This window comes from Arthrobacter sp. NPDC080073, assembly GCF_040686575.1.
Lineage (GTDB): Bacteria > Actinomycetota > Actinomycetes > Actinomycetales > Micrococcaceae > Arthrobacter.
Window position 1 is genome coordinate 172,440 of record NZ_JBFBKR010000005.1, and the last position, 12,640, is coordinate 185,079.

General features: G+C 61.6%; 9 protein-coding genes. 5 read left to right on the forward strand and 4 right to left on the reverse strand.

Annotated features, from left to right (window positions below; genetic code table 11):
- Positions 1-51: 51 nt before the first annotated feature.
- On the reverse strand, positions 52-1,020 hold the full coding sequence (locus tag AB0O52_RS08500) for a LysR family transcriptional regulator (protein WP_364536100.1): 969 nt from the start codon (positions 1,018-1,020) through the stop codon (positions 52-54).
- A gap of 34 nt (positions 1,021-1,054) precedes the next feature.
- On the reverse strand, positions 1,055-2,476 hold the full coding sequence (locus AB0O52_RS08505) for an aspartate ammonia-lyase (protein WP_364536103.1): 1,422 nt from the start codon (positions 2,474-2,476) through the stop codon (positions 1,055-1,057).
- Between the two features lie 219 nt (positions 2,477-2,695).
- Here AB0O52_RS08505 and hisD point away from each other — a divergent pair, with 219 nt between their 5' ends.
- Both hisD and treS read left to right on the forward strand, forming a co-directional pair.
- A complete protein-coding gene (hisD, locus tag AB0O52_RS08510) occupies positions 2,696-3,994 on the forward strand; it encodes a histidinol dehydrogenase (protein WP_364536105.1) in 1,299 nt (432 codons plus the stop codon).
- 147 nt (positions 3,995-4,141) lie between these two features.
- Complete coding sequence (gene treS / locus AB0O52_RS08515; RefSeq protein ID WP_364536361.1) at positions 4,142-6,388, forward strand: maltose alpha-D-glucosyltransferase; 2,247 nt, start codon at positions 4,142-4,144, stop codon at positions 6,386-6,388.
- Positions 6,389-6,451: 63 nt separating this feature from the next.
- Here the strand turns inward: treS and AB0O52_RS08520 are convergent, their stop codons facing one another.
- On the reverse strand, positions 6,452-7,345 hold the full coding sequence (locus AB0O52_RS08520) for a LysR family transcriptional regulator (RefSeq protein ID WP_364536108.1): 894 nt from the start codon (positions 7,343-7,345) through the stop codon (positions 6,452-6,454).
- Between the two features lie 148 nt (positions 7,346-7,493).
- Here AB0O52_RS08520 and AB0O52_RS08525 point away from each other — a divergent pair, with 148 nt between their 5' ends.
- The 3 genes from AB0O52_RS08525 (at position 7,494) to AB0O52_RS08535 (ending at position 11,301) form a co-directional block, all read left to right on the forward strand.
- The gene (locus AB0O52_RS08525; protein WP_364536111.1) at positions 7,494-8,654 is read left to right on the forward strand and encodes an iron-containing alcohol dehydrogenase; all 1,161 of its coding nucleotides are present in this window, start codon (positions 7,494-7,496) and stop codon (positions 8,652-8,654) included.
- A 94-nt stretch (positions 8,655-8,748) separates the two neighbouring features.
- Positions 8,749-10,242, forward strand: a complete 1,494-nt coding sequence (locus AB0O52_RS08530) for a CoA-acylating methylmalonate-semialdehyde dehydrogenase (RefSeq protein ID WP_364536114.1) — start codon at positions 8,749-8,751, stop codon at positions 10,240-10,242.
- Between the two features lie 45 nt (positions 10,243-10,287).
- Positions 10,288-11,301, forward strand: a complete 1,014-nt coding sequence (locus AB0O52_RS08535) for a Gfo/Idh/MocA family oxidoreductase (RefSeq protein ID WP_364536117.1) — start codon at positions 10,288-10,290, stop codon at positions 11,299-11,301.
- Here the strand turns inward: AB0O52_RS08535 and AB0O52_RS08540 are convergent.
- Positions 11,288-12,568, reverse strand: a complete 1,281-nt coding sequence (locus AB0O52_RS08540; protein ID WP_364536120.1) for an MFS transporter — start codon at positions 12,566-12,568, stop codon at positions 11,288-11,290. The two genes, AB0O52_RS08535 and AB0O52_RS08540, sit on opposite strands and share 14 nt — an antisense overlap.
- Between the last annotated feature and the right edge of the window lie 72 nt (positions 12,569-12,640).

Genomic DNA, 12,640 nt, shown 5'->3' on the forward strand with positions numbered 1-12,640 from the left:
TTGGGCCGAAGGCGAAGTGGCCGGCATCGGGGGATGCCGGCCACTTCGTCGTCAGTGACTTTCGCTCAGAAACGCTTCGATGTCGTGCGCGCCGTTGAGTATTTCGGCAGTGCCATGGTCCGAGGTCTGGTGGTCAATAAGAGCTGAATGTGCCAGACGGGCCATTTCCTTGGTCGGGGGCGAGAGAAGCTGCCCGTGCCGCTTGATGAGTGCCAGGGTGTCGAACATGGGCTCAGCCAAGGAGACGGCCTGGAGCCCGCGTGGGAAGACCTCGGACTCAAGCGAGGCCTTGCAGGCGATGGTGTCGCCGAATCCGTCGGCGGCCAGTGACAGCGCGGCCGACAGATATTCGACTTCAATGCCTGCATTAAGCGACAAACCACGCAGGCGAGCCCGGGCGGAGAGCTGCTTTCGGGCCGGATCTGTCTGGGCGTAGTGAGCGTCGTACAGGATCAGCGGAGCCTTGCAGATCGCGGCGATATCCGGCGGCGTCTGGACACGCTCCGGAACGGCACTGACGTAAACCACCTCGTCCCGGGCCAGGGGGAGTACGTCCAGCCGGTCGTCGTCAATCGGCAAAGTGACCAGTCCCGCTTCAAGATGTCCCGAAACCACATCACTGACGGTTTCGGCGCTATTCTGCCCCACGAGACGGATACGCACATTCGGGTGTCTCTCGCGAAAGCGCTTGGCCAGATCCTGACGGATGTAGAACTCTGCATTTCGCAGTAGCCCGAACGTTGCGGTACCACCGCCCAGGGAAAGCAGGGCGTTCACTGCTTCGGTGCCCTGCTTGGCGGAGAAAATGGTCTGCTCCGCGTAGGGCAGCAGTTGCTCCCCGGCTGCCGTGAGCACGAGCGCCCGGCCACTGCGGTTGAACAGAGGCACGCCAAACTCTGATTCCAGCCGGCGGATCAGGTCAGACACCGCGGGTTGGCTCATGCCCAATTCGGCAGCGGCAGCCGTGAAAGTCTGTCCGCTGGCAGCTGCCACGAATGCTTCAAGTTGGGCCAAGGTCATAAGGCAATCCTATAGCTCACGGGTAGATGATGCTCTATCTCTCCGTGCCGGAGCTGCCACCACCGGCGATTGCCTGTGGATGAAGTAGCCGGCCCAGCAGTTCCCGGTCGAGGAGTTCCCTGTCCAACACGAGGTCAACAACGGCCCTGCCAGTGCGCAGCGCTTCTGCGGCGATCTCGCCGGACACGTGGTAGCCCAGATAGGGGCTTAGGGCGGTGACGATGCCAATGCTTCGAGCGACGTGGTCTTGAAGTGTATGTTCGTTGGCTGTGATTCCGTCGATGCAGGCGTCCGCGAGCGTGTTTGCCGCTATCCGGAGGTGGTTGATGCTTCGAAAAAGGCTGGAGGCTATGATCGGCTCGAAGGCGTTCAGTTGCAGTTGTCCGGCTTCTGCTGCGAGGGATACCGTTACGTCGGCGCCGATGATCTCAAATGCGACCTGGTTGACTAGTTCCGGGATGACCGGGTTCACTTTCCCGGGCATGATGCTGGAACCGGCTTGTCGCGCAGGGAGGTTGATCTCGCCGAACCCGGCGCGGGGTCCGGAAGACAGGAGGCGAAGGTCGTTGCAAATCTTGGACAACTTCACGGCTGCCCTCTTCACAGTGGCGGAAATCAGAACGAAGACGCCGCAGTCCTGGGTTGCTTCGACAAGGTCGGGGCTGGTTGTCAAGGGCAATCCCGTGACCGCCTTAAGCTGTTCCCGAACTATCGAGGCGTAGCGGGGATGCGTGTTCAATCCGGTACCGATCGCCGTTGCCCCGAGGTTGATTTCGTGCAGGTGCACCACCGCCTCTGACAGCCGCGCAACATCCTCTCTGATCGTGACGGCATAGCTTCTGAACTCCTGGCCCAAGGTCATGGGTACCGCGTCCTGCAGTTGCGTTCGCCCCATCTTCACAATGTGGTCGAACTCCCGCGCCTTTCGTTCACACGCTGCCTGAAACTTCTCGAGTGCATCGAGGAGGCCATGGCAACCCTGGATAGTGGCAAGTTTCAAGGCGGTTGGATAGACATCGTTCGTCGACTGCCCCATGTTGACGTGCTCGTTGGGGCTGACGAGGCCATACGAGCCTCTTGGTTCGTTAAGGTGCTCCAACGCACGATTGGCGATGACCTCGTTGGCGTTCATGTTCGTTGAGGTTCCGGCGCCTCCCTGGATCAGGGGTACGGGAAACTGATCGTGGAACGCGCCCGACCGCAAGTCCCGGCAGGCGGCCACGATGGCGGCGCCCACGTCAGGGTCCAGCAATCCGAGTTCCATATTGGCTCTTGCCGCCGATTCCTTGACTGCTGCGATAGCACTGACAAGGCCAGGGGCACTGCCTACCGTTTCCCCGCCCAGTTGGAAGTTCTCCGTCGCCCTGAGGGTATGGATTCCCCAATACGCCTCAGCGGGAACCTCGCGGACACCCAACAGGTCTGTCTCCGCGCGAGTTTGCTGTTCCTGGTCCATGATGCGTCACCTGCTTCCAGCTCATAAGTTAACCTTTTGATAGATCATAAAAGACTAGCATTTGCTTTGCTCAGGTGCTACCGTCGAACCTAGAAGGATAAGTAAATACTTTCCTTCATGTTCTCAGCCAAGGCATAATGCTATGGTTGAGTGGTTTCCAAGTAACGAGGAGCACACGCACTACCTGCGCTCTGGCTCCAGCAACGAAAGAGAAAACCATTGCGCACTTCCCTCAAAAATGCTGACGTCACCATCTCGGATCCCACCTCGTCTCCAGGCGTGAGGGAAACGGTCGAAACCGTCATCTCGGACGTTCGCGAACGCGGCGACGAAGCCGTTCGGTCCTACTCCGAGAAGTTTGACCAGTGGTCTCCCACATCGTTCCTGCTTTCCCGGGATGAGATTGATGCCGCCATAGCCCGGCTCCCGGAGCAGACGGTTGAAGACATCAAGACTGTCCAGCGCAACGTCGAAAGGTTTGCCCGGCTCCAGCTCCAGTCACTGACAGAGTTCGAAGCCGAAGTCGAACCGGGCATCATCCTCGGCCAGAAGAACATTCCGATCGATGCCGTAGGTGCCTACGTTCCTGGTGGTCGCTACCCGCTTCTGGCCTCAGCCCACATGACTATTGTGACCGCAAAGGTTGCCGGCGTCCGCAGGGTTGCCGCCGCCACTCCAGCGGCTGGGGGAGTAGTCCCCGACGCCTCGATCGCAGCCATGCACTTCGCAGGAGCAGACGAAATCTACTTGCTCGGCGGGGTCCAGGCTGTCGCGGCCCTGGCCGTCGGCACCGAGACAATCGCGCCCGTGGATTTTCTTGCCGGCCCGGGCAACGCCTACGTCGCGGAGGCCAAGCGGCAACTGTTCGGTGAAGTTGGCATCGATCTATTCGCAGGCCCCACCGAGGTTCTGATCGTCGCCGACGAGACGGCCGATCCCTTCTTGATCGCTGTTGACTTGCTCAGCCAGGCCGAACACGGGCCCGACTCTCCGGCGATTCTTGTCACGACATCGCAAGAGGTCGGACGGCAGGTGCTTGAAGAAGTCGACCGTCAACTGCTTGGGTTGTCGACCCGCGCAGTCGCAGAAGTGGCTTGGCGCGACCACGGCCAGGTGATTCTTGTCGACGACGTCAAAGAGGCCTACGCCGTCGCCGACGAGTTCGCCAGCGAGCATGTGCAGATCCTGACGGCCAACCCCCGCGAAGCACTGGACAGCATGACCAACTATGGAGCGTTGTTCCTGGGCGAAAACACCTGCGTTTCCTTCGGTGACAAGGTCATCGGCACCAACCACGTCCTTCCAACGCGCCAGGCGGCCCGGTACACCGGTGGACTGTGGGTCGGGAAATACATCAAGACCGTGACCTACCAGGAGATAACTTCGGCCGCAGCCAGCGCCGAACTTGGCGAACTACTCGGCCGGGCGGCCCGGGCAGAGAACTTCGAAGGCCATGCACGCTCCGGTGACATCAGGGCCGCGCGCCTGGCGGGAGAGCGGCCGGCCTGGGCTTCCTAGTGGTAAGGCGGTGGAGCGCGAACCGCACGCGCTCCACCGCTCTGTTCGTCGAAGCGATGGTCTTGTGCGGACACTTTCGCCTAGGCTAACGGCCACAGCAAAGTCTGGAAGGGATGAGGACACCTGCAAATGAACACTCCGGAATCCATGAACCGTGAATCAGCGGAAGAACCGAGCGACGACCAGGCCGTGACGGCAGCCTTGTCTGAGATTACCTACGATGAGCAGTTCTATCCCGCTCGCCCCCGTCAGCTTCGTCCCAAGGCGCGCCGTCGCCAAACACTCGATGAAGGTCGACCGCCGTTCGACCCGGATGCGCGGAACGCCGTCTATGTTGAGTGGCTGAGAAACCAATCCATGCTCGGCGACGCAGACGCCATGTCAAGGCAGCTGTCAGGTCAGGCAAGCATGTGGCAAAAACCCTTTGCACATCCAAGTCCCCGCTCGGCCCTGGACAGGGCGTCGGTCTGGTTCACCGCGTATCCCTTGTCCTTCATCACGGCTCCAGGGCAGTCGTTCTTAGGTGCATTGGCACAACCCGGTCTTTGGGATGCGTTCCAGGAAATCGGCATACAGGCTCTGCACACGGGTCCGGTGAAGCGCGCCGGGGGGATCACCGGCTGGGACTACACGGCCAGCGTGGACGGACACTTCGACAGAATCAGCATGGCCATCGATCCGTCGTTCGGAACCGAAGAAGAATTCCGGGCAATGTGTCAGGCCGCCACCGATCACGGAGCAACGATCGTTGACGATATCGTTCCCGGGCATACGGGCAAGGGCCCGGACTTTCGCCTGGCGGAAATGAACTACAAAGACTATCCCGGGATCTACCACATGATCCATATCCCGGAGTCTGACTGGCATCTGCTCCCAGATGTCCCCGAGGGCAAAGACTCTGTCAACATCAGCATCGAGGCCGAAAGAGCACTCCAGGAAGCCGGCTATATCATCGGCCAACTGCAGCGCGTGATCTTTTATGAACCCGACATCAAAGAGACGAACTGGAGCGCCACGCGGGCGGTATACGGAACGGACGGCACGATGCGCCGCTGGGTGTACTTGCACTATTTCAAAGCCGGACAGCCCTCCATCAACTGGTTGGATCCGACTTTTGCAGGCATGCGGCTTGTGATCGGCGACGCGCTCCACTCACTGGTGGACCTTGGAACCGGCGCCTTAAGGCTGGATGCCAACGGATTCCTGGGCGTCGAGAAGAGCGCGGAGGAACTTCCCGGCTGGTCAGAGGGGCATCCGCTGTCCCAGGCCGCGAACCAGCTCATCGCGAGCATGGTGCGAAAGGTCGGGGGTTTCACTTTCCAGGAGCTCAACCTCACCATCGACGACATAAAGGAAACCTCCGTAAACGGACCCGATCTCTCTTACGACTTCGTGACCAGGCCGGCCTATCACCACGCCCTCGTTACTGGAAATACAGAGTTCCTTCGCCTAACCCTGCGGCTGGCGATGGAGGCCGGCGTCGATCAGGCCTCCCTGGTCCACGGGTTGCAGAACCACGACGAACTGACCTACGAACTCGTCCATTTCACCACCCGGCACAAGGATGAGACCTTCAACCTCTTCGGCCAGAACCTGACCGGCGCCGGCGTCGCTGAACGGATCCAGAATGATCTCCGGGACGGCCTCACGGGAGAAGCCGCGCCGTACAACCTGCTGTTCACCACGAACGGCATCGCCTGCACCACCGCGAGCGTCATCACGGCCGCACTGGGCATACGGGATCTCGAAACCATGACTGCCGAGCAGGTGGATCAGGTCCGCGACGTGCACCTGCTCTTATCGATGTACAACGCGCTCCAGCCCGGGGTTTTTGCTCTCTCAGGCTGGGATCTCTGCGGCGTTGTTTCCGTGGGCGTCGACAAAGTGGCTCAACTAGTCTCTACGGGCGACACCAGATGGATCAACCGCGGTGCGCACGACCTGATGGGGGTCAACCCCGGGGCTGCCGAGTCGTCCTCCGGCCTGCCCAAGGGGACGAGTTTGTATGGAACGCTTCCGGAACAGCTGAAGGACGAGACGTCTTTTGCTCGAAAGTTGTCCGCCATCCTCGCTAAACGCGAAGAACTCCAGCTTGCAAAAGGCGAACTCATCGACGTCCCTGACGTTTCGCACCCAGGGATGCTCGTCATGGTCCAGCGGCTTCCCTCGGATGCCGTCGCGGTCACTGTCCTGAACTTCACCGGCGAAGACATTTCCGGAACGGTCAACTCGACGCTTCTGACCCCCGGCGCCGACGTAACGGATGCTTTCACGGGGGAGACTCTCAATTCAGTGGACGACCTGCACAGTTTCTATTTCGATGTTCCTGCCTTCGCGGGAAGTCTGCTTGTGCTTCGGGAACCCGCACCAAAAGGCGGGGAAGAAACGCCCTGAGGCAGTTGAAGGAGGAAGCCCGCAGATCAGAAGGATATGAAATCTGGGGCGACTAGGGGCGACTCAGGACGCGGCACCGAGGTAGGGGTGGGAGGCTGCGAGGTCGAAGAGTGCGTTCTGGACGGCTTTCGTTCGCGCCAGGCGCTGAAGTTCGCGCGGAACCGCGAGCCAGTACTTCCTGCGGAGGTGAACCGTGTCGGCAAGAATCCGCACGAGGCGTGGATCGGGTTCGCCAATGAACAACGGAAGAACTGCCACTCCAAGGCCCGCAACCGTTGCCATCCACTGCCCCGTGATGTTGTTTGTCTGTATCGCGGGGCGGATTCCGGGCAGAGCCGTGTCCAGGAAGCGCAAGTCAGGAATGTCCAGAAGTGAATCCACGTAGCCGATGACCGAGTGGTCTTGCAGGTCATCCACGGCTGCAATGGGCGCGTTGGTTTCCAAGTACTGCGGGGCGGCATAGAGGCCAAGCGGGTAGGTTGCCAACGCTGTGGCCGAGACTCCACGAATGGTCGGCTCGGCCAATGAAATGCCAACATCGAACTCCTTCGTGGCAAGCAGGTTCAAACGGGTCGCCGTCACGATCTCGATGGCAAGATCCGGATGTTTTCTTCTCAAGCCTCCAAGACCGGGACTTAGCACGAAGGCCCCGAAGCCATCCGGGGTGGCGATACGGACGGTTCCCGACAAGCGGCCTGGCTCGGAGCCCAGCTCTTCTGCCGCCGCGAGGAGCGACGACTCGACAGCTTCGGCGTGAACAGCTAGCCGCTGACCGGCCTCTGTGAGCGTCCAGCCACCGGTCGACCGCACGAAAAGCCGGGAAGCCGTGGCTCGCTCAAGGTGGGAAATGCGCCGTCCCACGGTGGTGTGATCCACCCCGAGGCCTCGAGCGGCGGTTACCAGCTTCCCGGTCCGTGCCACCTCAAGAAAGAAACGTAGATCGTCTGCGGAAATCACCCCCTCAGCTTATCGTGCAATTGTGCACATCGGAGGGCATGTTTGGTCATTGATTCGGACTCGAAATGCATTGAGACTTTATACGGATATTTACACGGAACCGCCTTCGATGCACAGCTGCCGAGGCGGTCGGAAACAAAGGTGTTCCATGATCGCAAACATCGCTCTTCCCCGAATCATGAAGGTCGGAAGAGGTGCCGTAAATCAGGTCGGTACCCTGCTGGAGGAACTGGGCGCAACCCGGCCGCTCATCGTCACGGATTCGTTCATGCTGACTACACCCAGCGTTGATTCCATCATGCACATGCTCCGGCAAAGCGGTCTTGAGGTCGCGGTCTTCTCAGGCGTTGTCCCCGACCCTACGACTGCTTCCCTAAGTGAGGGCGTCGCGGCTGTGCAGGATCACCAGGCTGACATCATCATCGGTCTTGGTGGTGGGAGCGCGATTGACACTGCCAAGGCCCTGGGTCTGCTCAGTCGCCAAGGCGGCCAAATGCGTGACTTCAAGGCACCCAGGGTCAACAACGGACCTTCTGTTCGAGTCGTTGCAATTCCCACAACCGCGGGCAGCGGCTCGGAAGCTACCCAATTCTCGATCATCAGTGACACTGAGACCCACGAGAAGATGCTCTGTGCAGGGATTTCGTTCCTTCCGGTGGCCGCAGTTATTGACTATGAGCTCACTCTCTCAATGCCGCCGCGGCTGACCGCAGATACCGGGATCGACGCGTTGACCCATGCGATAGAGGCCTACGTTAGCCGGAAAGCCAACTCCTTTTCGGATGCCTTCGCTTTGTCTGCCATGCGGGCTATCGGCCCAAGCCTGCGGCTCGTCTATGCGGACGGATCGAACGCGAACGCCAGGGAGGCGATGATGCTGGCTTCCACACAGGCAGGGATCGCCTTTTCGAACTCAAGCGTGGCCCTTGTGCATGGAATGAGCCGGCCGATTGGTGCCCACTTCCATGTGGCCCACGGTTTGGCCAACGCCATGTTGTTTCCCTCTGTCACGGAATTCTCGGTCTCGGCGGCCGCGCCAAGATACGCAGACTGTGCCAGAGCGCTTGGGATCGTGAGTTCAAGCAGTTCGGACCAGTATGCCGCCGAGTCTCTGGTGGCCGAATTGCACGCCCTCAACCGCGACCTCGAGGTCCCGACACCCGAAGCATTCGGCATCGACCGTGCAGCCTGGGAGGAAAAGATACCCCTCATGGCCGAACAGGCGCTCGCTTCCGGTTCCCCGGGCAACAATCCTCTCGTTCCGGATGCTGAGCAGATCCAAGGTATCTACCAGGAAATCTACGCTTAACTTCCTCCGAAATGACCGGACCAATGAACGGCTGCCTGCCGGCGTGAACCCGGTACGGCCCCTCCCCACCTGAAGACTCTGAAAAGGATCCACCATGACCACCATCAATCATTTCATCAACGGTGTTGAAACTGCCGGCGAAGGCGACCGCAGCCAGCCGGTCTACAACCCGGCTACCGGCGCCGTGACCGCGGAGCTGCGGCTCGCGAACCGGGCCGACCTGGACGCCACCGTCGCCGCGGCGAAGGCCGCGGCGGAGAAGTGGGGCGATTTTTCCCTGGCCAAGCGCACCGCGGTGCTGTTCACCTTCCGTGAGCTCGTCGCTTCCCACGTGGAGGAACTCGCGGCCCTGGTCACCGCCGAGCACGGCAAGGTCATCTCCGACGCGAAGGGCGAGATCGGCCGCGGCCTGGAGGTCATCGAGTTCGCCTGCGGGATCCCGACCCTGCTCAAGGGCGACTACTCGGACCAGGTCTCCACCGGCATCGATGTGTTCTCCTTCCGCGAGCCGCTCGGCGTCGTGGCCGGCATCACCCCGTTCAACTTCCCCGTCATGGTGCCGTTGTGGATGGCCCCGATGGCGATCGCCACGGGCAACGCGTTCATCCTCAAGCCCTCCGAACGGGACCCTTCCGCCTCGATGCTGCTGGCGAAGCTGTGGAAGCAGGCCGGACTGCCCGACGGCGTGTTCCAGGTCCTGCACGGGGACAAGGAAACCGTCGACGGGCTCCTGACGCACCCGGACGTGGACGGGATCTCCTTCGTCGGCTCCACCCCGATCGCGCGGTACGTCCACGAGACCGCCACCAAGCACGGCAAAAGGGTCCAGGCCCTGGGCGGGGCGAAGAACCACGCGATCATCATGCCCGACGCCGACCTGGACAACGCCGCCGACCACCTGGCCGCGGCCGCGTTCGGTTCCGCCGGGGAACGCTGCATGGCCATCTCGGTCGCGGTCGCCGTCGGGGACGCCGCGGAGCTGCTGGTGAAGAAGGTCGAGGAACGCGCCCTGGCCGTGAAGGTCAAGAACGGCACCGAGCCCGACGCCGAAATGGGCCCGGTCATCACCCCGGCCTCCAAGGAACGCATCGTGCGGATCGTCACCGAAGCCGAAGCCGCCGGAGCGGCCATGGTCGTGGACGGCCGCGACCTCGTGGTCCCCGGCCACGAGGACGGCTTCTGGGTCGGCCCCACCGTGATCGACCACGTCAAGACCGGAATGAGCGCCTACACCGAGGAAATCTTCGGACCCGTCCTCGTCGTCGTCCGGGTCGAGGACCTGGACGAAGGCATCAGGCTGATCAACTCCAACCCCTACGGCAACGGCACCGCCATCTTCACCTCCTCCGGCGCGAACGCCCGCAAGTTCCAGCGCGCCGTCACCGTGGGCATGGTCGGGATCAACGTGCCCCTGCCGGTCCCGGTGGCCTACCACTCCTTCGGCGGCTGGAAAGCCTCGCTCTTCGGCGACAAGCACATCTACGGACCCGAAGGCGTCTCCTTCTACACCCGCGGCAAGGTCATCACCTCCCGCTGGCCCGAACCCACCCACGCCTCCGGCGCCTCCTACAACTTCCCCTCCAACTAAGGAGCCCGCAATCCGGGCCTTTGGACACGATAAGCAGGCAGGATTATGACCAAACGACTCATCTGGGGGCTTGTGGGTGCCAGTGACATAGCTGCCACTCGAATGATCCCTGCAATTCGCCGTGTCGGCGACGTGGTGGCCAGTGTCGTCAGTGGCGACACTGGCCATGCCAAGGCATACGCGCAACGCAACGGCATCGGAATGCATTATGAAAGCCTTGACGCGCTCCTGGCGGATGCTTCCATCGATGCCGTCTACATCTCCAGCCGAAACCAGCATCACTGCCGGCAAACAATCGCCGCGGCCATCGCCGGCAAGCATGTCCTTTGTGAGAAGCCCGTCGCAACGACCCTGGAGGAGGCACAAGCCATGGTGGAAGCCTGCCGCGTCCACAACGTGGTCCTGGCCGTCAACCACCACCTCCCGGCTGCCGGGACCCATCAATCCATTCGGGCGCTCGTCGATTCAGGCGGCATTGGGCGGCCGTTGAGCGTTAACGTCAGGCATTCGACTCTCCTCCCCGAACGCCTTCGCGGGTGGCGGCTTGAAAAGTCTCCGGGTGCCGGCGTCGTCATGGATTTGTCGTGTCACAATGCGTCAGTCGTCAATCCGCTATTAGGCACTCGCCCGCTCGAGGTCGTTGCGTCAACCCTGTCGCAAAGCGATTGGTCTTCGGGTGTGGATGATGCGTCCAGTGCGTCCATCCGTTACGACACCGATATTTTGGTCGACTTCCAAGACTCATTCACGCTGCCCTTCACGCCGTCCTTCATCCAGATCAACGGTGACCAAGGCAGCATCCTTGGACATGACGTCATGACTCCCGAGCCGAAAGGCTCGATCCTGCTCACGGATCACTCCGGCACGAGGGAGATTCCAGTTACCGACCGTCGCCATACCTACGACATCACGCTCGAACGCTTCCGGGCAGCAGTACGCGAAGGGGCGCAGCCAATTGTCGACGGCGTGGACGCCGCAAACGCATTATCTGTCACCCTCTCGATCCTGGAAGCAGGTAGAACAGGCGAAAAACAACTGATTGAACTCATCGCCCGGTAGTTAGGGACTGTGCGCTGAAACGGGACATCCACGCCAGGCCGACGGCAGCGATGACGGCAAACAACGCCGGCACGAGGAACACGAGGGGGAGCCCGATGGTGGCGACCCCGAGCCCGCCGGCGAGCCCGCCCAGTGCCGAGCTCAGGGCGGCCGAGCTCATGAAGATCGCCGAAGCTGTGGCTACCGATGTGGGCAGCAGCCGCTGCGCGACGACAATGCCCAATGCAGCGAACACTCCCCAAACCCCGCCCATTAGGATCTGGCCGGCGAAAAGTCCGAGGGCGGTACCGCTGGTGGCAAAGCAGATGTTCGCCGCGACGCCGAATCCTGCTGCCAGGATCATGAGCCGCATCATCCCGGTTCTCCTGGCAACAAACACAGCCAGGGGCATTAGTGCGAGTTCCACGAGTGGCTGGACGCCGATAATCGCGCCGCTGAGCGCAGGGGTCAGCCGGAGCTGATCGATCATGTAGATCGGAAGGTAGGCGTACTTGATCGATTCGCCGGCGTATACGCACATATAGAGCGCAGTGAACATCAGCAAGGGGGCCATCTGCCGGAACCCGGGCTTTGCGGTAGCTGCAGGCAGGCTCTTCGCCCGCACGTCGACGCCGGTGGCGCGGGGTGCCGATGCCCTCCTCGTCAGGAACGGCACGATTTGGGCGAGGGTGCATAAGGCGGTCGCGAAAAGCATGACGCGGGGGCCGGCCAGAGCGGCCAGAAATGACCCCGCTGCCGGCCCGATCACCCAGCCGCCGGTCAACGCCATACGCACCATGGCGACAACGCCATCATTTCCCGCCTTCGGACGCGCAGCGATCTCGTCGTGAAGGGCGGCGAATACCTGCGACGTGGCGGCGCCCGCAAATCCGAGGACCACGGCACTCACGACGAACGGCATCCACAGCTGGGTGGAGAATGCGATTCCTGTCCAGCCCAGGAAACCGGCGACGGCGCACATGCGAAACAGGCCAAGGCGACGGCCCGTCCGGTCAGAGCGCGCGCCAACCAGGTATCCCGCTATGGGTGCTGTGAGGCTAGTCAGGTAGTAGAGCCCGGCAACGGGGAGGGACGCGTGGAGCTCATTGACAAGGAACGAGGCGATCTGGGGTGCCGCCGCAGAGAACCCGAGGCCCGACAGGAACATCGCTACCGTTGCCGCCCGGTAGAGGGGAGTTTCGAGGACGAGGCGGAGCGCAGATCTCCGCTCTGCCTCCGAGCCTAGAAGGACGGGGTCGGCGTCTTCGACGGCCTTCGGTGCGGTCATCAGGATCACACTGCTTTCTGAGGGGCCGGGCGCGGGTCCGTCGATCGATCGGCCCGAATTCTTCCACTGTAA

Coding starts and splice junctions, on each gene's coding strand:
- AB0O52_RS08500 (WP_364536100.1), bottom strand. CDS start 1,020: ATGACCTTGGCCCAACTTGAAGCATTCGTGGCAGCTGCCAGCGGACAG.
- AB0O52_RS08505 (WP_364536103.1), bottom strand. CDS start 2,476: ATGGACCAGGAACAGCAAACTCGCGCGGAGACAGACCTGTTGGGTGTC.
- treS (WP_364536361.1), top strand. CDS start 4,142: ATGAACCGTGAATCAGCGGAAGAACCGAGCGACGACCAGGCCGTGACG.
- AB0O52_RS08525 (WP_364536111.1), top strand. CDS start 7,494: ATGATCGCAAACATCGCTCTTCCCCGAATCATGAAGGTCGGAAGAGGT.
- AB0O52_RS08530 (WP_364536114.1), top strand. CDS start 8,749: ATGACCACCATCAATCATTTCATCAACGGTGTTGAAACTGCCGGCGAA.
- AB0O52_RS08535 (WP_364536117.1), top strand. CDS start 10,288: ATGACCAAACGACTCATCTGGGGGCTTGTGGGTGCCAGTGACATAGCT.
- AB0O52_RS08540 (WP_364536120.1), bottom strand. CDS start 12,568: ATGACCGCACCGAAGGCCGTCGAAGACGCCGACCCCGTCCTTCTAGGC.